General features: G+C 65.8%; 18 protein-coding genes. 7 read left to right on the top strand and 11 right to left on the bottom strand.

The genetic code is table 11. The features are described 5' to 3' along the window. Nucleotides 1-42: 42 nt before the first annotated feature. Nucleotides 43-1,002, bottom strand: a complete 960-nt coding sequence (gene ubiA / locus ACXYMN_RS14225) for a 4-hydroxybenzoate octaprenyltransferase (RefSeq protein WP_459014379.1) — start codon at nt 1,000-1,002, stop codon at nt 43-45. Between the two features lie 11 nt (nt 1,003-1,013). Between ubiA and ACXYMN_RS14220 the strand changes: the two genes are divergently transcribed. The 3 genes from ACXYMN_RS14220 to ACXYMN_RS14210 all read left to right on the top strand — a co-directional run bounded on the left by ACXYMN_RS14220 (nt 1,014) and on the right by ACXYMN_RS14210 (nt 3,712). After that, nucleotides 1,014-1,751 carry a 16S rRNA (uracil(1498)-N(3))-methyltransferase gene (locus ACXYMN_RS14220; RefSeq protein WP_459014378.1) on the top strand — a complete coding sequence of 246 codons (738 nt, stop codon included), beginning with the start codon at nt 1,014-1,016 and terminating at the stop codon, nt 1,749-1,751. Continuing rightward, on the top strand, nt 1,748-2,278 hold the full coding sequence (locus ACXYMN_RS14215) for a hypothetical protein (protein ID WP_459014377.1): 531 nt from the start codon (nt 1,748-1,750) through the stop codon (nt 2,276-2,278). Before ACXYMN_RS14220 ends, ACXYMN_RS14215 begins: the two co-directional genes overlap by 4 nt. Before the next feature lie 63 nt (nt 2,279-2,341). After that, nucleotides 2,342-3,712: a glutamate--cysteine ligase gene (locus ACXYMN_RS14210; protein WP_459014376.1), complete on the top strand. Its 1,371-nt coding sequence runs from the start codon at nt 2,342-2,344 to the stop codon at nt 3,710-3,712. Nucleotides 3,713-3,817: 105 nt separating this feature from the next. Here the strand turns inward: ACXYMN_RS14210 and ACXYMN_RS14205 are convergent, their stop codons facing one another. The 4 genes from ACXYMN_RS14205 to ACXYMN_RS14190 all read right to left on the bottom strand — a co-directional run bounded on the left by ACXYMN_RS14205 (nt 3,818) and on the right by ACXYMN_RS14190 (nt 7,722). Continuing rightward, nucleotides 3,818-5,392 (bottom strand): gamma-glutamyltransferase family protein, encoded by a 1,575-nt coding sequence (locus tag ACXYMN_RS14205; RefSeq protein WP_459014375.1) that lies wholly within the window; start codon nt 5,390-5,392, stop codon nt 3,818-3,820. Nucleotides 5,393-5,892: 500 nt separating this feature from the next. Next, a complete protein-coding gene (locus ACXYMN_RS14200; RefSeq protein ID WP_459014374.1) occupies nt 5,893-6,351 on the bottom strand; it encodes an ATP-binding protein in 459 nt (152 codons plus the stop codon). A 4-nt stretch (nt 6,352-6,355) separates the two neighbouring features. Then, entirely contained in the window at nt 6,356-6,694 is a 339-nt protein-coding gene (locus ACXYMN_RS14195) for an STAS domain-containing protein (RefSeq protein WP_459014373.1), read from the bottom strand. A 116-nt stretch (nt 6,695-6,810) separates the two neighbouring features. Further along, entirely contained in the window at nt 6,811-7,722 is a 912-nt protein-coding gene (locus ACXYMN_RS14190; RefSeq protein ID WP_459014372.1) for a zinc-ribbon domain-containing protein, read from the bottom strand. 112 nt (nt 7,723-7,834) lie between these two features. Between ACXYMN_RS14190 and ACXYMN_RS14185 the strand changes: the two genes are divergently transcribed. From ACXYMN_RS14185 to ACXYMN_RS14170, 4 genes are read left to right on the top strand one after another with little or no spacing between them, the layout of a single operon-like run. Next, nucleotides 7,835-8,551 carry a cell division ATP-binding protein FtsE gene (locus ACXYMN_RS14185; protein WP_459014371.1) on the top strand — a complete coding sequence of 239 codons (717 nt, stop codon included), beginning with the start codon at nt 7,835-7,837 and terminating at the stop codon, nt 8,549-8,551. Continuing rightward, entirely contained in the window at nt 8,548-9,453 is a 906-nt protein-coding gene (locus tag ACXYMN_RS14180; protein ID WP_459014370.1) for a cell division protein FtsX, read from the top strand. The genes ACXYMN_RS14185 and ACXYMN_RS14180 overlap by 4 nt, the downstream gene beginning before the upstream one ends. Then, complete coding sequence (locus ACXYMN_RS14175; protein WP_459014369.1) at nt 9,453-10,187, top strand: lysophospholipid acyltransferase family protein; 735 nt, start codon at nt 9,453-9,455, stop codon at nt 10,185-10,187. The genes ACXYMN_RS14180 and ACXYMN_RS14175 overlap by 1 nt, the downstream gene beginning before the upstream one ends. Further along, nucleotides 10,174-10,776, top strand: a complete 603-nt coding sequence (locus ACXYMN_RS14170; protein WP_459014368.1) for a pyridoxamine 5'-phosphate oxidase family protein — start codon at nt 10,174-10,176, stop codon at nt 10,774-10,776. Before ACXYMN_RS14175 ends, ACXYMN_RS14170 begins: the two co-directional genes overlap by 14 nt. A 128-nt stretch (nt 10,777-10,904) precedes the next feature. On the opposite strand, the gene lpdA is transcribed toward ACXYMN_RS14170, so the two are convergent. Genes lpdA through ACXYMN_RS14140 form a run of 6 tightly spaced genes read right to left on the bottom strand, consistent with a single transcriptional unit; the run spans nt 10,905 to nt 18,127 of the window. Further along, nucleotides 10,905-12,293 carry a dihydrolipoyl dehydrogenase gene (gene lpdA / locus ACXYMN_RS14165; RefSeq protein ID WP_459014367.1) on the bottom strand — a complete coding sequence of 463 codons (1,389 nt, stop codon included), beginning with the start codon at nt 12,291-12,293 and terminating at the stop codon, nt 10,905-10,907. Nucleotides 12,294-12,327: 34 nt separating this feature from the next. Then, nucleotides 12,328-12,723: an MAPEG family protein gene (locus tag ACXYMN_RS14160; RefSeq protein WP_459014366.1), complete on the bottom strand. Its 396-nt coding sequence runs from the start codon at nt 12,721-12,723 to the stop codon at nt 12,328-12,330. After that, nucleotides 12,720-12,953, bottom strand: coding sequence for a hypothetical protein (locus ACXYMN_RS14155; protein ID WP_459014365.1), 234 nt, complete (start codon nt 12,951-12,953; stop codon nt 12,720-12,722). The genes ACXYMN_RS14160 and ACXYMN_RS14155 overlap by 4 nt, the downstream gene beginning before the upstream one ends. Nucleotides 12,954-13,010: 57 nt before the next feature. Continuing rightward, nucleotides 13,011-13,556, bottom strand: coding sequence for a uracil-DNA glycosylase family protein (locus ACXYMN_RS14150; RefSeq protein ID WP_459014364.1), 546 nt, complete (start codon nt 13,554-13,556; stop codon nt 13,011-13,013). Nucleotides 13,557-13,559: 3 nt separating this feature from the next. Continuing rightward, nucleotides 13,560-15,149 carry a 2-oxoglutarate dehydrogenase complex dihydrolipoyllysine-residue succinyltransferase gene (odhB, locus tag ACXYMN_RS14145; RefSeq protein WP_459014363.1) on the bottom strand — a complete coding sequence of 530 codons (1,590 nt, stop codon included), beginning with the start codon at nt 15,147-15,149 and terminating at the stop codon, nt 13,560-13,562. Between the two features lie 5 nt (nt 15,150-15,154). Further along, a complete protein-coding gene (locus tag ACXYMN_RS14140) occupies nt 15,155-18,127 on the bottom strand; it encodes a 2-oxoglutarate dehydrogenase E1 component (RefSeq protein WP_459014362.1) in 2,973 nt (990 codons plus the stop codon). Between the last annotated feature and the right edge of the window lie 130 nt (nt 18,128-18,257).

The following is an 18,257-nucleotide window of genomic DNA, read 5'->3' as shown; positions in this document are numbered from 1 at the left end:
GTTTGGCAGCAGCCTTCTAGGCGTCTGATCCACCGGGCGCAATCAGACCAGCAGGGCAGCGGCGAAAAACAGCACAGGCAGAAACCCCGCATCGCGGTTGGACCGAAAGAGCGCGAGCAGGCCGTCATGGTCATCGAGCTTGAGCCGACGCATCTGGCGGAAGAGGTGCCAGCCCATCGCCAGGACACCGGCGAGACAGAGCGCCAGGGCGGTCGTGTTGTCGCGCGGAACGGCGAGAACAACGGCGAGCGCCATCAGCGCCACGGTCAGGACCAGAAACGCCGCAAGATAGCGGGGCGTGGCGTCACCGAACAGGCGCGCGGTCGATTTGACGCCGATCAGCGCGTCGTCTTCCTTGTCCTGATGGGCGTAGATCGTGTCGTAGAACAGCGTCCAGGCCATGCCGCCCGCATAAAGCAGCACGGCGGGCAGCCCCAGCGTGCCGGTATGCGCGGTCCACGCCAAGAGCGCGCCCCAGTTGAAGGCCAGCCCGAGGAAGATCTGCGGCCACCAGGTAAAGCGCTTGGCATAGGGGTAGATCGCCACCGGCAGAAGCGCGAGAATGCCCAGATAGACCGCCGTCGAGGTGTAGGTGATGAGGATGCCGAAAGCGATCAGGCATTGCAGCGCGGCCCAGGCCATTGCCTGCCGCACGCTGACATCGCCCGCCGGAATGGGCCGTTGCGCGGTGCGCGCCACCAACCCGTCGATGTCGCGGTCGGTGATGTCGTTCCAGGTGCATCCCGCGCCGCGCATCAGGATTGCGCCGATGCCGCAGCTGACGCCGATCCAGAGATCGTAAAGCCCGAACCAACCCGACGACACCGATGCCAGCGACAGCCCCCACCAGCAGGGCAGCAGCAAGAGCCAGGTGCCGATCGGACGGTCGAGGCGCGACAGGCGGAAGTAGGGCTTCCAGCGGCTCGGTGCGCGTCTGTCGACCCAGTTTCCTTTGACGGCGTCGGCAATCTGGCCCTCTGGCGCTTTGTCTTGGTGGGTCATAGGGTCCGCCCATGGCTGAGATCAGGCTCTTTGTATCAGCGCCCTTAGCAGAGGGCCAACAGATCGTGCTCGACCGCGATCAGGCGCATTATCTCTTCGGGGTGATGCGGCTGGCCCCGGGCGACCAGGTGACGGTGTTCAACGGGCGCGACGGGGAATGGCGCGCGCAGGTCGCGGAGGCGGGCAAGCGGCGCGGGGTGTTGCTGTGCCGGGTGCAGACCGCGCCGCAATGGCTGCCGCCCGATCTGTGGCTTGTCTTTGCGCCGGTGAAAAAGGCGCGCACCGATTTCATCGTCGAGAAGGCGGTGGAGATGGGCGTGCGCCGGCTGGTTCCGGTGGCCACCGACTTCACCAATTCGGAACGTATCCGGCAGGACCGTCTGCAGGCCCATGCGCGCGAGGCGGCCGAGCAATGCGGTGCGGTTTACGTGCCCGAGGTCGCCGCGTTGCAGAAGCTGTCGGCCTTGCTGGACGGGTGGGATGCGGCGCGCCATCTGATGTTCTGCGACGAGACGCAGGCAGGCGGCAGCTTATCGGCCCGGGCGGGCCTCTTCGCCGACGCGCCCGCAGCGGTGCCCTGGGCCGTGCTGATCGGACCGGAAGGTGGCTTCTCGGAAGCGGAGCGCGCGCGCCTGCACCGCATGGAGGGCGCGCATGTGGCCGGTCTCGGCCCACGGATCCTGCGCGCGGACACGGCGGCGGTGGCGGCGCTGACCCTGTGGCAGATGCGCTTTGGGGACTGGGCATGAGCTTCGTGCGACCCGAAGCGCAGGCGGTCTTGCGCCGCTGGCGCGAGGCGCTGGCAGGCTTTGCGCTGATAGCCATCGGCGGGCTGGTCTATCTTGGCGCGCTGGGCTGGGTCTTTGCCGCATTTGGCGCGGTTCTGGCGCTTGCGGGCGCTGTGCTGGCCTTCATCGGGGTACAGCGCGGGCGGTTCCGGTCGGGCGAGGACGGACCAGGCGTGGTCAATGTGACCGAGGGGCGGCTGGCCTATTTCGGCCCGCTGTCGGGGGGCGTTGCCGATCTTGACGATGTGACGCAGATCCTGATCGACCGGTCGGCCACGCCGGACCACTGGTGCATCGAACACCGTAGCGGGCCGTCGCTTTACATCCCGCTGACCGCCGCCGGGGCCGATGGGCTGTTCGATGCCTTCGCCGGATTGCCGGGCTTCGACACCGAGGCAATGCTGCGCGAGATGCATCGCAAGGGCACCGGCCGCGCGCTGATCTGGGCCCGCGCGCGCCCCGCCGAGGCCCCCCGCCACCTGCATTGACACCCGCGCCATTCCTGACCATGCCTTGAACCCAGTTTCAGGCAACACAGACGGAGCGCCACCATGTCCATTCCCCAAAGCGGCGGCGGGCTGATCGAGGATCAATCCCAATTGGCGGACTACCTCGCGGATGGCTGCAAGCCCAAGGACGACTGGCGCATCGGCACCGAGCACGAGAAGTTCGGCTACCTGAAAGGGTCGCTCGATCCGTTGCCCTACGAGGGCCGCCAATCGGTGCGCGCGATGCTCGAGGGGCTGCGCGACCGGCATGGCTGGACAGAGGTCACCGAGGCGGGGCACCTGATCGGCCTGGAAAAGGACGGCGCCAACATCTCGCTCGAGCCGGGCGGGCAACTGGAATTGTCGGGGGCGCCGCTCGAGACCATTCACCAGACCTGCGACGAGGTGAACAGCCACCTCGCCGAGGTGCGCGACGTCGCGGATGCGCTGGATGTGGGCTTTATCGGGCTCGGGGCAGCGCCGCACTGGACGCACGAGGAAATGCCGATGATGCCCAAGGGCCGTTACCGGCTGATGACGCGGTACATGGACGAGGTCGGCACCATGGGGAAATCCATGATGTACCGGACCTGCACCGTGCAGGTGAACCTCGACTTCAGCTCCGAAGCGGACATGGTGCAGAAGCTGCGCACGGCGATCGCGCTGCAGCCGGTGGCCACGGCGCTGTTCTCGAATTCGCCGTTCTTCGAGGGCAAGCTGAATGGCCACAAGAGCTGGCGTTCGCGCATCTGGCGCGATCTGGATCCGGCGCGCACCGGCACGCTGCCCTTCGTATTCGAAGACGGCTTCGGCTTCGATGCCTGGGTCGATTACGCGCTCGATGTACCGATGTATTTCGTCTATCGCGACGGCGAATACATCGACGCGCTGGGCCAGTCCTTCCGCGATTTCCTGAAGGGCGCGCTGCCCGCGCTGCCCGGCGAAAAGCCGATGATGTCGGATTGGGCCGATCACCTGACAACGATCTTTCCCGAAGCGCGGATCAAGAAGTTCATCGAGATGCGCGGCGCGGATGGCGGCCCCTGGCGGCGGCTTTGCGCGCTGCCGGCCTTTTGGGTCGGGCTGATGTATGATCAGGGGGCACTGGACGCGGCCTGGGACATCGCGAAAGACTGGGATGCGGACACCCGCGAGGCGTGGCGCGTTGCGGCCTCGGTCGACGGGCTCGCGGCAGAGGTCGGCGGACGCCGAATGATCGACCTTGCGAAAGACGTGGTGGCGCTGGCCGAGGGCGGGCTGAAGGCGCGCGCACGCCCCGGCGCGGGCGGGCTGCTGCCCGACGAAACCCATTTCCTGAACGCGTTGAAGGATAGCCTGGAAACCGGCGAGACCCCGGCAGACGAGTTGATCCGCCGATACAACAGCGACTGGGACGGCGATGTCACCCGCGTCTTTCAGGAATATTCCTACTGACGCGAGACCCGGTGCGCAGCCTGACCTGATCTTGACGGCAAAGGCGTTATCGGTTGGGCTGTGCCGGGACGTCCCGCGCGGGGCTGACGCCCTGCGCAGGCACCGCTAGTACCCCAGGGCAGCGCCGTCCTTGCGGGGGTCCGATGCCCCCTCGAGAGTGCCGTTGTCATGCATGCGGATGGCCTGCGCGCCGCCGATCGGTGCCTCGGGGATCACCACGTCATGGCCCATCTCTGCCAGTGCTGCGCGCACCTCGGGTGCATATCCGCGTTCGATCTGCAGCGTCGTGCCCTCGGCGAAGGACCGCGGCGCGTCGATGGCCGCCTGCGGGTCAAGCCCGAAGTCCAGCAGGTTGGTGACCATCCGCGCATGGCCGGTGGACTGATATTGGCCGCCCATCACTCCGAACGGCATGGTCACCTGCCCGGCGTCGCGCAGCATGGCGGGGATGATGGTGTGCATCGGACGCTTGCCCGGCGCCATCTCGTTGGGATGACCTTCGCTCAGCGAGAAGCCCGCCCCGCGGTTTTGCAGCAGAATGCCGAATTTCTCCGATGCGATGCCCGAACCGAAGCCATGGAAGATCGAATAGATCAGCGACACCGCCATGCGATCGCGATCCACGACCGTGATGTAGACCGTATCCTTGTGCACCGATTCCGTGACCGCCGTCACCGCGCGCTGGGCGCGTTTGGGGTCGATCAGCCCGGCCAGTCGATCGGCGGTGGTGTCGCTGAGCATGTGGTCGAGCCGGGTCATGTGGTCGGGGTCGGCCATGAAGCGGTTGCGCGTGTCATAGGCAAGCTTCGTGGCCTCGGCCTCGAGATGCGCGCGCTGCACACCCCAGGGGTCCAGCGCCGCCAGATCGAACCGCTTGAGAATGTTGAGCAACAGGATCGCCGTCGCACCCTGGCCGTTGGGCGGGTGTTCCAGCAGGTCCAGCCCCTTGTACCGACCCTCGACCGGGGCGGCGATGGTCGCTTCGACGGCGGCGAAATCCTCGGTCGTTTGGGTGCCGCCCGATGCGCGCAACGCCGCGACCATGTCTTCGGCCACCTCGCCCCGGTAGAACGCGTCTGCGCCGTCCCGGGCGACGCGCCGCAGCACCTCGGCCTGGCCGGGCAGGGCGAATATTGCGCCGCAGGGAAGTGGCTGGTCGTCCTTCAGATAGTGCCTGCGGGCCGCCCCTTGCAGCACGTCGCGCTTGTCGGCCCAGTCGAACGCCACGCGCGGGGCGACGGGCACGCCCGCGTCCATATAGCGGATCGCCGGTGCCAGGCTGTCGGCGAGGCCCAGCTTGCCCCAGCGGTCGGACATGCGGGCGAAGGCGTCCATCGCCCCCGGGATCGTGACCGCCTCGGGGCTGTTGACCGGAACCGACGTATGGCCGGCATCGCGCAGGGTCGCGGCATTGGCTGCGGCATGGGCCCGGCCCGAGCCGTTGACCGCCACGACATCCTTCCCGGCCTCCGAGATCAGCGCGAAACAGTCGCCGCCGATACCGGTCATCTGCGGTTCGCACAGACCCAGAAGCACGGCCCCGGCGATGGCGGCGTCGACGGCGTTGCCCCCGGCCTTGAGAATGTCGATCGCGGTCGCGGCGGCCAGAGGATGCGAGGTGGCGGCCATGCCGTTGGCGGCATACACCGCCGAGCGACCGGGATGATGGAAATCGCGCATGCCAGGGTTTCCTTCCAATGGTTTGGAACGGACCTTATGCCGGTGGAGCGCGACGTCAACGATGCGGGGGGATCCGGGTTCAAGAACCTCGACGTCACGCACTGGGTGGGGGCTATTACAGCGTGACGCCGAGGGAAGCTTATTGCAGCTACAAGACGATGTTTGCCCGCCCACTGTGTCGCGAGTGGGCGCAAAATAGGGTCTTTTTGCGGCGTTGCGCCCGGTGTGCGTGAAAGGCGCACGCAGAGTTTGAAACCGGCCTTGGACAGGGTCGGAACAAAGGGAAAATGGCGGCGGGGCGGATGTGTGCATCGCCGGGATCGTCGCCAAGGTAGCGCGATCGGGGCTTGCGGCCGCCGGATGCCGCGCGCGGCGCGGGCGGACCGTGGTGGGGTGGGGTGGCCACCGGGTCGGGGGCGTGCGCCGCGCCCGCGTGGGGCCGTTACAGCCCGGGCCGATGATCGGCAGACCCGGATGTCCGGACCTGCCCGCGCCTGCGCTTACCTGAGCGTGACGCGCAGCGTGTTTTCACCGTCTTCGTGGCTGTAGTCCAGGTCCGACGACAGACTGCGGATCAGCAGCCAGCCAAATCCCCCCTCGGGCAGGCTCTGGGTCGATTGGCCGGGCATTGCGGGCCGACCCTGCGGCAGGATGCCATCCGTGATCGGGGCACCGTTGTCCCGAAAGGTGATCTGGCAGGGCGTATCGGTCCGGACCGCAACCCTGATCCAGCCACCTTCGCGGTCGGCATGCGCGTGCTCGACGATGTTGTTGAGCGCCTCGGCGCAGATCAGCGCCATCCGCACCGCGTTTTCCGGTGGAACACCCGCCGCGACCAGATCGGATTCGATCTGGACGCAGGTCCGGCTGACGTCCCCCATGCCGGGATCAAGCGTATAGCGCAGTTTTCGGCCGCTGGCGGTGCAATCCGATCCGGGCGACTCGGGTGGTCTGGACATGCGTCTAAGCTGCATCTTGAGACAGCCCGTCATCCACGCTTTGATGGATCGGAAAGATCGTATCCATCCGGGTCAGCCGAAACACGGTTTCGACAATCGGGGACAGCGCCACAAGTTCGAGCTTCTGGCCGCCGTCGAGTTGTTTCATCGACGCGACGATGGCCCCGAGACCGCTGGAATCGATAAACCGGACCGACCCCAGATCAAGCAGGATGCGACCGGGGGCCCCGGCACTGCGGTCGCGCATCATGTCCTTGAATTGCAACGCCACGGCGGCATCGATGCGTTCCGCGTCCACGTGGATGATCCTGGCCTGGCCTGAATCACTGGCAGTAAGCTTCATCCTGATGACCCTTTTATTCCGTCCTTGGGGTCACGCTAGGGGCAAAAACTTACCATTCCATGTCGATCAGAATTCGAATTGAACGGATTTTGGACGAAAAAGCCGCGCGCTGGCGATCAGTTCCCGCCCGGGGTCTCGGACCCGGCGACATTGCCGCCCACCATCTGGCCCAGCCCTTCGAGCATCGATTGCAGCCAGACCCGAAGATCGTTGGCCTGCGCCACGTAGACATCGAGGACGGGCGCGAGCGCAGGGACCGCTTCGGCAATGGGGGCCGCGAAGACATACACCGCCAGCAACAGGATCGCGATCAGAACGCCGATACTCAGACCGCGCGCAAAGCCGGATCGCGGCGGCTCGGCCTCGTCCGGGGCACGGCCCTCGGCGGTTTCGACCGGGCGGCGGTCCGTGGCCGCGCGCAGCGTCTGGTTGATTTCGTCGATATCGGGCAGCATTTCGCTGCGCGAGGATGCAGTCGCCCGCGATATGGCTTCGGGTTTGGGGGCCGCGTCCGCGCCACTTGCGGTGTCGTCCGCGTCGGCAGAGGCGGCGGCGGGGCCGCGCATCTTGGCCATGCGGTCCCGGGCCTGACGGGCACGGCGCTCTTCCTCGGTTTCGACGGGGCTTTCAAGGCCAAGCTCGGGCTGGCTCTCGAGGCCACCGCCGTTGACGCGGCGGGCCTGAGCCTCGCGTTCGGCCTCTTCGCGCAACACTTCGGCGACCGACGGATCAAGTCCGCGCCGGGTTCCGGTCGAAGGCGGCGTCGGCTGGGTTTCGGGGGCGGGAAGCTGCGATGTGTCGGCATCGGTATCGTTCGACGCTTCGGCGGATCCTGCCGCTTCGGCATCACTGTCGCCCGACCGTGCCAGATCCGCGTCCGGGTCAGCCTCCTGTTCGGGCGCGTTGTCGGGATGGTGCTGAAACCACGTGTGTCCGCAATTCGAACACTGCACGTCGCGACCGGCCTCTGGGATGACCTCGGTGGGCACTTCGTACTGTGCGCTGCAATTTGGACAGATCAGTCGCATTGTGGTCGCGGGTTCCCTTTGGCCGCCGAAAATTCTTTGTTTGGAAACAATAAGCCGCGGAGCAGGCCGTTAAAAGCCGTTTTCGACGTGGCGATGGATTGAAACCGCGACGATGCTCGGGCACAACATCGCCGATGGTGAGGGGGCTCAAGTGATCGCGTTTGACAAGGTGGGCTACAGCTATGGCGGCGGCGAGCTTCTGACTGACCTGTCGCTCAGCCTGCCGCCTGGCTCCTTCCACTTTCTGACCGGACCTTCCGGCGCGGGAAAGACGACATTGCTCAAGCTGTGTTACGGTGCCCTTTTCCCGACGTCGGGACAGGTGCGGCTGTTCGATCAGGACGTGAACCAGATGGATCGGGACGGCGTTGCCATGGCGCGGCGACGGATCGGGGTGGTGCATCAGGACTGCCGCTTTCTGGACCATCTTTCGGTGGCCGAAAACATCGCCCTGCCGCTGGCCGTCGCGGGTGAGGACAGCGGCGCGATGTCCGGCGATCTGGACGAATTGATGACCTGGGTCGGGCTGACCGACCGTGCCGATGCCTTGCCGCCGGAGCTTTCGGGCGGCGAACGTCAGCGCGCGGCGCTGGCCCGCGCGGTCATCATGTCGCCCGACGTGATCCTGGCCGACGAGCCCACCGGGAACGTCGACTGGGAGATGTCGCAACGGCTGTTGCGATTGCTCATCGAATTGAACCGCATGGGCAAGACCGTGATGATCGCGACCCACGACCTGAGCCTTATCCGGGCCGCCAAGGCCCATGTGCAGGCGCGGGTGCTGCGGATCTCGAACCGGCGGCTGCAACTTGCGGGGGCGGATCTGTGACGGGGCTTCTGGCGGATCTGCGCGGCGTGTTTTCCCGCGATGCGGGGGCCGACCGGGTGGTGCCGCCGGCCGGGTTCACGGTGCAGCTGACGCTGTTTTCCGCCGCCGCGATGGCGTTTCTGGCGATCTTCGCGTTGGCGATGTCGCTGGCCGCCGGGCGTCTGGCCGAGCGTTGGGGCGACGAGCTTGCCCGGTCGGCCACGATCCGCATCTCGGCCCCCGTTGAGGAAATGGGCCGCCAGACCGCCGCGACCCTTGCCGTTCTTGAAACGACGCCCGGCATCGCGTCGGCCCGTGCCCTGGACGACGCCGAACAGCGCGCGCTGCTCGAACCCTGGTTCGGACCCGATCTGCCGCTTGAGAACCTGCCCGTGCCCCGCCTGATCGAAATCGTCGAGACCGAAGAGGGTCTCGATCCCGCCGGGTTGCGGCTGCGGTTGCAGGCCGAGGTGCCGGGGGCGGTGCTGGACGATCACGCGCGCTGGCGCGAACCGCTTCTGGCGGCAGCGGGCGGGCTGCGGCTGCTGGGCTGGGCAGCGCTCTTGCTGATCTTCGGGGCGATGGCGGCGATGGTCACGCTGGCGGCCAACGCGGCACTCGCGGCCAATGCGCAGGTCATCGCCGTGCTGCGGCTGGTGGGCGCGACCGACGCCTATATCGCCGGTGCCTTCGTGCGGCGGTTTACCTTGCGGGCGCTGGGCGGTGCTGCCGCAGGCGCGCTTCTGGGCATGGTGGCGGTGACGCTGATGCCCGATACCGGCGACGCCGGTGGCGTGCTGACCGGCCTGGGGTTCCGGGGCACCGACTGGTTCTGGCCGCTTCTGGTTCCGCCGCTTGCGGCGCTGGTGGCACTGCTGGCCACCCGGCACTCCGCGAAACGCGTCTTGGAGGAGCTCGCCTGATGGCCTATGCGATACAGTGGCTGCGCTCTCTGGCGCATATCGCGACGATTTATGTCGGCATGCTGGTGGTGGGGATCGTCTATTTCCCATGGGCGGTGATGTCCGAACGCGGCGCGCGGGCGGCCTGCAACGCCTGGTGCGTCTGGGTCAAATGGACCGCGCGCTGGATGATCAACCTGCGCTACGAGGTCCGTGGCACGCCGCCCACCGACGAGGTGCTGGTCGCCGCGAAACACCAAAGCTTTCTTGACATCATCCTGATCTTCCACGCCGTCCCGGCGGGCAAGTTCATCATGAAGCGCGAGATCATGTACACGCCGATCATCGGCCAGTACGGGCTGCGCATCGGGTGCGTTCCGGTCAATCGCGGCAAGCGCGGGCAGGCGATCAAGAAGATGGTGGCCGACGTGAAAAAGGGGCGTGCATCGCCCGGCCAGCTGATCATCTATTCGCAAGGCACGCGCGTGCCGCCGGGGGTCAAGGCCCCCTACAAGGTCGGCACCTCGGTCCTGTTCGATCAACTGGGGCAGGATTGCGTGCCGGTGGCGACCAACGCGGGCATCTACTGGCAGCGCAAGGGGATCTACCGCAAGCCCGGCGTGGCGGTGATCGAGTTCCTGCCGCGCATCCCGGCGGGCACCGAACGGGCCGAATTCCTCAGGCTGCTGGAGGAGGAGGTTGAAACCGCGTCCGACAGGCTGATGGCCGAAGCGGGATTTCATGCGCCGGATTGACAGCATCGCGGCGCTCGAGGCGTTTTATGACGCGCCGGTGCCCGCATCGCTGGCCAAAGTGACGACGCGGCTGGGCCACGCCCATCGCCAGTGGATCGCGGCGTCGCGTTTCTGCGTCCTGTCGACCGTTGGCCCCGAAGGCACCGACGGCAGCCCGCGCGGCGATGACGGCCCGGTGGTGCAGATCGTCGACGACCGAAGGCTGCTGCTGCCCGACTGGCAGGGCAACAACCGCATCGACACCCTGCGCAACATCGTGCGCGACCCGCGCGTCGCGCTGATGTTCTTGGTGCCGGGCTGCAAGAACGTGCTGCGCCTGAACGGCACTGCCTTCCTGACCGACGATGCCGGAACGCGGCAGCGGTTCGAACAGCGCGGACGGCATCCCAAGACGGTGATCGTGATCGACATCAACGAGGCCTACGGTCAATGCGCCAAGGCGATCATGCGCTCGGGCCTCTGGGGCCGCAACGATGCGGACCGGGTTCCCAGCATGGGCACGCTGATCGCCGAAGCCTCGGACGGGGCGGATGGCGGGCCCGCGTACGACGATGGCTATGAGGAACGCGCGCAGCCCCGGATGTGGTGAGCGCGGGCGGGTCTCGGACCGGGATCAATCCCCTCGGCAAGGCCGCATCCGGAACATCGGCGCGCATGGTCTACAAACGAAAGGGGCCGCACCCGAAGGCGCGGCCCTGTCGTGTCGCGGAAACCGGATCACATGTGGATCGGGCCGTCGCCGCAGGCCATTGCCGCCTCGCGCACCGCTTCGGAATAGGTCGGATGCGCGTGGCAGGTCAGCGCCAGATCCTCGGCGGCGGCACCGAACTCCATCGCGACGCAGATCTCGTGGATCAGATCGCCCGCCATCGGCCCGATGATATGCGCGCCCAGAATGCGGTCGGTCTTCTTGTCGGCCAGCAGCTTGACGAAGCCATCCCCCGAGAAGTTGGCCTTGGCGCGGGCGTTGCCCATGAACGAGAACTTGCCGACCTTGTAGTCGTGCCCCGCTTCCTTGAGCTGCTCTTCGGTCTGACCGACCGAGGACACTTCAGGGTGGGTGTAGATCACGCTCGGGATGACACCGTAATTGACGTGCCCGGCCTTGCCCGCCAGCACTTCGGCGACGGCCATGCCCTCATCCTCGGCCTTGTGCGCCAGCATCGGGCCTTCGGTGGCGTCGCCGATCGCGTAGATGCCGTCGGTCGTGGTCTTCCAGTGGTCGTCGGTCTTCACGAAACCCCGGTCGGTAAGCGCGACCCCGAGATCCTTCAGGCCAAGCCCGTCGGTCACCGGCACGCGGCCCGTCGCGACCAGCACCACATCGGCATCAAGCGTCTCTTCGCTGTCGTCCTTCTTGAGCTTGTAGTTCACCTTGGCCTTGGTCTTCATCGTCTCGACGCCCTGTACCGCCGCACCGAGGATGAAGGCGATCCCCTGCTTCTGCAGCAACTTCTGAAAGGTCTTCGACACCTCGCCATCCATCGTCGGGGTGATCTTGTCGAGATATTCGATCACCGTGACCTCGGTGCCGAGGCGGGCATAGACGGACCCCATCTCAAGCCCGATCACGCCCGCGCCGATCACCACCATCTTCTTGGGGATCTTGGGCAGGGTCAGCGCGCCGGTCGAGGACACGACGATCTTCTCGTCGATCTCGACCCCCTTGAGGGTCGCCACGTCCGAACCGGTGGCGACGACGATGTTCTTGGCCTCGTGGATCTCGTCGCCGACCTTGACCTTGCCCTTCTCGGGGATCGACCCCCAACCCTTGAGCCAGTCGACCTTGTTCTTCTTGAACAGGAACTCGATGCCCTTGGTATTGGTCTCGATGGTTTCGGCCTTGTAGGTCTGCATCTGGTCCCAGTCGACCGACGGGGATTTGCCCTTGAGACCCATCTTGGCGAAGTTGTGCTCGGCCTCGTGCAACTGGTGCGTTGCGTGCAGCAAGGCCTTGGACGGGATGCAGCCGACGTTCAGGCAAGTGCCGCCCAGCGTCTCGCGCCCCTCGACGCAGGCGGTCTTGAGGCCAAGCTGTGCCGCGCGGATCGCGGCAACATAGCCGCCGGGGCCGGAGCCGATGATGATGACGTCGTAAGAGGCCATGGGGTCGTCCTTTCAGTTCGAATCGAAGCGCGTCTCAGAACAGCGCGTAAAGCAGCATGAAAACGGTGGCGAGCCAGCCGACCATCCAGATCAGCGACCGCCAGGGCCGAAGCCCGAAATAATAGGCCGGCACATAGAGGATCCGCGCCAGCAGGTAGAACGCCGCCGCCAGCGCCGTCCGTTCGTCGGCGATATCGGCATAGGTCACCACCATCACGGCGATGCCGAACAGGATCAGCCCCTCGAAATGGTTGTTCAGCGCCCGCTGCATCCGCGCTGTCCGCTCGCGCATCGGGCGGGACGGGGCGCGGTCGCGCGGGGACGTGGTGTAACCCGTCCCGAGGTCGCGATTGGCCATGACCGAGAAGACCACGAATTGCAGGCATTGCAGCAGCGCCGCAAGTGTCAGGATGGTCAGTTCCGGGGTCATGCGGTCTCCAGGAAATGCGACTCCGACGGTCCGTGGCCGAGGGCGCCGCTCTTATCCAGCCAGCCGCGCGCTTTGTCGACATCGTTCACCTGGAACAGCGCCCAATGCGCGCCGCCCTCCGACCGCCAGAGCTGAAGCAGCGACAGCCCCGCATTGCCACGGTTCTCGGCGTCGTCATCGAAATCCGCCCGGTCGAAGGTCGCGTAGCGGACGAGAAGCTGGTGGCTCATGGGAAGGCTCCTGTTCGGGACCGTGCCTGACTTGGCCGGTCTGGTTTTAGCGGTGGCTCATGTCTGGGCCAGGGATCGGGCAATGATCGCGGCGCGGTCCCGATAGGCAAGGCCCCGTGCCGAGGGGTGGATGGTCTTGATATGGTCGATGCCGAAGTGATCGAGCACGCGCCCCGCATCGGACCCCGCAGCAATCGGGCGGCGGCCCATCAACTCGAAACGGGTGACGGCCTCGAACGAGGCGCGCGCCTCGGACGACGTGATCGGGTGCGAACGGACCGGCGGCAGCAGCTTGAATACCGGCGTGATGTAGATGTCTTCGCGGCGCATCCCGACCAGCGCCAGCGCGCGGTCGATCACCTGGTTGAAGGGGATGCCGGGCAGATAACCCGTCTTCGCGAGAACCGGGCGGTTGGCGATGGCGGATGGCGCATCCAGCCAGTCCTTCGTGATCAGCATCGGCCCCTCGAGATTGCCCGAGGTGATCTGGATCGGCGATACATACGCGCCGTCGAACCCGGTCTCGGCCAGCGTCCGGTACCCGGGCAAAGCAAAGCGTCGACGTCGCGCGACGGCCTCGTCATATTGCTCTGCCCGGGTCACGGTTTACAGGTCCATCAACAACCGGCGCGGATCTTCCAGGGCTTCTTTCACCCGCACGAGGAAGGTCACGGCACCCTTGCCGTCGACAATGCGGTGATCGTAGCTGAGCGCCAGGTACATCATCGGGCGGATCTTGATTTCGCCGTCGATCACCATTGGGCGGTCCTGGATCTTGTGCATCCCGAGGATCCCCGATTGCGGCGGGTTCAGGATCGGCGAGGACATCAGCGAGCCGTAGACGCCACCGTTCGAGATGGTGAAGGTGCCGCCCTGCATTTCGGCCATCGAGAGCTTGCCGTCGCGGGCGCGCTTGCCCTTGTCGGCGATGTCCTTTTCGATCTCGGCGAAGGACTTGGCATCGGCGTCGCGGATCACAGGCACGACAAGACCCTGCGGCGTGCCCGCCGCGATGCCCATGTGCACGAAGTTCTTGTAGACGATGTCGGTGCCGTCGATCTCGGCGTTGACCTCGGGCACTTCCTTCAGCGCATGGCAGCAGGCCTTGGTGAAGAAGGACATGAAGCCCAGCCGCGCGCCATGTTTCTTCTCGAACAGGTCCTTGTATTGCGACCGCAGCGCCATCGTCTCGGTCATGTCCACCTCGTTGTAGGTGGTCAGCATCGCAGCGTTGTTCTGCGCGTCCTTGAGGCGCCGCGCGATGGTCTGGCGCAGGCGCGTCATCTTCACGCGTTCTTCGCGGCCCTCGTCCTCGGCCGAGACCGGCGCGCGCGGCGCGGATTTGGCCGCGGAACCGGCGGCAGGCGCGGATTTGGCGGCGGCGATGGCGGCATCGACATCCGATTTCATCGCCCGACCGTCGCGGCCCGAGCCCTGAACCTGATCGCGGCTGATGCCCTTTTCGGCCATGGCCTTCTTGGCCGAGGGCGCGTCCTCGACATCGGCGCGGCCCTTGCCCGCCTCGGGGGTGGAGTACTGCGTGTCGCCCTCGGGGGCCGCGGCCTTGTCGCCGCCATCTGACTTGCCGGCCCCGGGCCTGGCCTTGCCGCTTTCCCCGGCTGCGCCCTTGGCGATCACCGCGAGATGGCCATTGGCCTCGACGGTGGTGCCTTCCTCGGCGACGATTTCCGCCAGCGTGCCCGCGGCGGGGGCGGGCACCTCGACCGACACCTTGTCGGTTTCCAGCTCGCACAGCGTCTCGTCGGCCTCGACGCTGTCGCCGACTTTCTTGAACCAGGTCGAGACCGTGGCCTCGGACACCGATTCGCCCAGGGTGGGCACCATCACGTCGACCTTGTCGCCCTGCGCGTCGCCCTGATCGCCGCCGTCGCCCGCGACCTCCTTCGGCGCGGCCTCCTCGGTCTCTTTCGAGCCCTTCTCGGCCTTGCCGCCCTCGGCCCCTTCCGAGATATTCGCCAAAAGCGCGTCGACGCCGACGGTTTCGCCTTCGCCCGCGACGATGTCGGCCAGCGTTCCGGCGGCGGGCGAGGGCACTTCCACGGTGACCTTGTCGGTCTCCAGTTCGCAGAGCATCTCGTCAACCTCGACCCGGTCGCCGGGCTTCTTGAACCAGGTGGCGACAGTCGCCTCTGAGACGGATTCACCCAAGGTGGGCACTCGGACTTCGGTGGTCATGTCGGTCACTTTCCTTCGATCGTGAGCGCTTCGTCGACAAGCGCCTTTTGTTGTTGCTTGTGCGTGCTGGCAAGGCCGGTCGCCGCCGAGGCCGAGGTCGCGCGGCCCACGTAGCGCGGACGCTTGTGATCGGCACCGATGCGACCCAGGACCCATTCGATATTGGGTTCGATGAAGCTCCAGGCCCCCTGGTTCTTGGGCTCTTCCTGGCACCAGATGATCTCGGCGGTCTTGAAGCGCTCAAGCTCGTTGACCATCGACACGGCGGGGAAGGGATAGAACTGCTCGACCCGCATCAGGTAGACATCGTCGATGCCCTGGGCATCGCGCTCTTCGAGCAGGTCGTAATAGACCTTACCGGAACACAGAACGACGCGCTTGATCTCGGCGTCGGGTCTGAGCTCGTTGTCGGAATGGCCCTTCTCGGCATCGTCCCACAGAACGCGGTGGAAGGACGATCCGGTCACGAAGTCTTCCTTGTCCGAAATGCACATCTTGTGGCGCAGCAGGGACTTCGGCGTCATCAGCATCAGCGGCTTGCGGAACGACCGGTGCAACTGGCGGCGCAGGATGTGGAAGTAGTTCGCCGGGGTCGAGCAATTGGCCACGATCCAGTTGTCCTGACCGCAAAGCTGCAACCAGCGTTCCAGCCGGGCCGAGGAATGTTCGGGGCCCTGGCCTTCATAGCCATGCGGCATCAGGCACACGAGTCCCGACATCCGCAGCCACTTGCTTTCGCCCGACGAGATGAACTGGTCGAACATGATCTGCGCGCCGTTGGCGAAGTCGCCGAACTGCGCCTCCCAGAGCGTCAGCGCGTTGGGTTCGGCCAGCGAGTAGCCATATTCAAACCCCAGCACCGCATATTCCGACAGCGCCGAATCGATGACCTCGTACCGGGCCTGGCCCTCGCGGATATGGTTGAGCGGATAGTAGCGTTCTTCGGTTTCCTGATCGATCAGCGCGGAATGGCGCTGCGAAAAGGTGCCGCGTGTCGAATCCTGGCCTGACAGGCGCACCGGAAAGCCTTCGGTCAGAAGCGAGCCGAAGGCGATGGATTCCGCCGTTGCCCAGTCAAAACCCTTGCCGGTGTCGAACATCTTCTTGCGGGTTTCGAGCAGGCGACCGACGGTCTTGTGGATCGGAAAACCGTCCGGGGCGCGGGTGATCGATGCGCCGATATCGGCGAAGGTCTCGGGCGCGACCGATGTCTTGCCGCGCTGGTACTTGCCCTGCTTCTGCCGGTCGAGATGCGACCAGCGCCCATCCAGCCAGTCGGCCTTGTTGGGCTTGTAGTTCTTGCCGACCTCGAACTCGTCGTTGAGAAAGCTCTGGAACGACGCCTTCATGTCCTCGATCTCGCCCTCGGGGATCAGACCGTCCTTCACCAGCCGTTCGGTATAGAGCGACAGGGTCGTCTTGTGCCCCTTGATCTTCTTGTACATCAGCGGGTTGGTGAACATGGGCTCGTCGCCCTCGTTGTGACCGAACCGGCGATAGCAGAAGATGTCGATGACGACGTCCTTGGCGAATTTCTGGCGGAACTCGGTGGCCACCTTGGCGGCATGCACCACCGCCTCGGGGTCGTCCCCGTTGACGTGGAAGATCGGCGCCTCGACCACCAGCGCGTTGTCCGTCGGGTAGGGCGACGAGCGCGAGAAATGCGGCGCGGTGGTAAAGCCGATCTGGTTGTTCACGACGATATGGATGGTGCCGCCGGTGCGATGCCCGCGCAGACCCGACAGCGCGAAACACTCTGCCACCACGCCCTGGCCCGCGAAGGCCGCGTCGCCGTGCAGCAGGATCGGCAGGACCTGGGTGCGGGCGCTGTCCTTGTACTGGTCCTGCTTGGCGCGCACCTTGCCCAGAACAACCGGGTTCACCGCCTCGAGGTGGCTGGGGTTCGCAGTCAGCGACAGGTGGACCTCGTTGCCGTCGAAGGCGCGGTCCGACGAGGCCCCGAGGTGATATTTCACGTCGCCCGATCCGTCCACGTCCTCGGGTTTGAAGCTGCCGCCCTGAAACTCGTTGAAGATGGCGCGGTAGGGCTTGCCCATGACGTTGGCCAGCACCGACAGACGACCGCGATGCGGCATGCCGATAACGACTTCCTTCAGACCCAGCGCGCCACCGCGCTTGATGATCTGCTCCATCGCCGGGATCAGGCTTTCGCCGCCATCGAGGCCGAAACGCTTGGTGCCCATGTATTTGACGTGCAGGAACTTCTCGAAGCCCTCGGCCTCGACCATCTTGTTGAGGATGGCCTTGCGCCCTTCACGGGTGAACTTGATCTCCTTGCCGTACCCTTCGATCCGTTCCTTCAGCCAGGCGGATTGCTCGGGGTCGGAAATGTGCATGTATTGCAGCGCGAAGGTGCCGCAATAGGTGTTTTTGAGGACCGACATGATCTCGCGCAGGGACGCGATTTCGAGGCCCAGAACGTTGTCGATGAAGATCGGGCGGTCGATGTCGGATTCGGTGAAGCCGTAGGACTTGTAGTCCAGTTCCGGGTGCTCGGCGTTGTCGCGCATGCCCAGCGGGTCAAGCTCGGCGGCCAGGTGGCCCCGGATCCGGTAGGCCCGGATGATCATCAGCGCCCGGATCGAGTCGAGCACGGCGCGCTGAACCTGATCGTCGGTCAGCTTGACCTCGGCGGCATCCGCCTTTGCCACGATCTTGTCCCGGGCGCCCTTCGCTTCGGGGGGCAACGCGGGCATCGGCCATTCGCCGGTCAGCGCGGCGGTCAGGTCGTCATGCGGCTGCGGCGGCCAGTCGGGGCGCGCCCAGGACGGGCCTTCGGCCTCGCGTCGGACCGAGGTGTCGTCATCGCCGAGGCTTGCGAAGAAGGCCTGCCAGGCGTCGTCGACCGCCGCGGGATCATTCGCATAGCGGGCATACATCTGTTCGAGGTATTCGGCATTGTGCCCCTGCATGAAGCTGGAGGCACGGAAGCCGTCATTTGGGGTTTGATCCGTCACTTTGGTATCCTTTCGACCGATCCCGGAGCGTCGTGAAAGAGGTCCGGACGTATGGGCGTCCATCGCGAACCTTCGGGGGTTTGTGCAGGGGCCCCGGGCGTGACCCGGGGCCTCGTCGATGTTGTTGTGC

The sequence above is a fragment of the Roseivivax sp. CAU 1753 genome (assembly GCF_054482575.1).
Note: the sequence above shows the minus strand (reverse complement) of the source record. Positions and strands in the feature narration are given on the sequence as shown.

Excerpts from the sequence above, each read along its gene's own strand:
- ACXYMN_RS14195 (WP_459014373.1), bottom strand. The coding sequence starts at position 6,694 with ATGAAGCTTACTGCCAGTGATTCAGGCCAGGCCAGGATCATCCACGTG.
- ACXYMN_RS14170 (WP_459014368.1), top strand. The coding sequence starts at position 10,174 with ATGCGCCGGATTGACAGCATCGCGGCGCTCGAGGCGTTTTATGACGCG.
- ubiA (WP_459014379.1), bottom strand. The coding sequence starts at position 1,002 with ATGACCCACCAAGACAAAGCGCCAGAGGGCCAGATTGCCGACGCCGTC.
- ACXYMN_RS14160 (WP_459014366.1), bottom strand. The coding sequence starts at position 12,723 with ATGACCCCGGAACTGACCATCCTGACACTTGCGGCGCTGCTGCAATGC.
- ACXYMN_RS14205 (WP_459014375.1), bottom strand. The coding sequence starts at position 5,392 with ATGCGCGATTTCCATCATCCCGGTCGCTCGGCGGTGTATGCCGCCAAC.
- ACXYMN_RS14200 (WP_459014374.1), bottom strand. The coding sequence starts at position 6,351 with ATGTCCAGACCACCCGAGTCGCCCGGATCGGATTGCACCGCCAGCGGC.
- ACXYMN_RS14155 (WP_459014365.1), bottom strand. The coding sequence starts at position 12,953 with ATGAGCCACCAGCTTCTCGTCCGCTACGCGACCTTCGACCGGGCGGAT.
- lpdA (WP_459014367.1), bottom strand. The coding sequence starts at position 12,293 with ATGGCCTCTTACGACGTCATCATCATCGGCTCCGGCCCCGGCGGCTAT.
- ACXYMN_RS14210 (WP_459014376.1), top strand. The coding sequence starts at position 2,342 with ATGTCCATTCCCCAAAGCGGCGGCGGGCTGATCGAGGATCAATCCCAA.
- ACXYMN_RS14215 (WP_459014377.1), top strand. The coding sequence starts at position 1,748 with ATGAGCTTCGTGCGACCCGAAGCGCAGGCGGTCTTGCGCCGCTGGCGC.
- ACXYMN_RS14190 (WP_459014372.1), bottom strand. The coding sequence starts at position 7,722 with ATGCGACTGATCTGTCCAAATTGCAGCGCACAGTACGAAGTGCCCACC.
- ACXYMN_RS14185 (WP_459014371.1), top strand. The coding sequence starts at position 7,835 with ATGCTCGGGCACAACATCGCCGATGGTGAGGGGGCTCAAGTGATCGCG.
- ACXYMN_RS14175 (WP_459014369.1), top strand. The coding sequence starts at position 9,453 with ATGGCCTATGCGATACAGTGGCTGCGCTCTCTGGCGCATATCGCGACG.
- odhB (WP_459014363.1), bottom strand. The coding sequence starts at position 15,149 with ATGACCACCGAAGTCCGAGTGCCCACCTTGGGTGAATCCGTCTCAGAG.
- ACXYMN_RS14220 (WP_459014378.1), top strand. The coding sequence starts at position 1,014 with ATGGCTGAGATCAGGCTCTTTGTATCAGCGCCCTTAGCAGAGGGCCAA.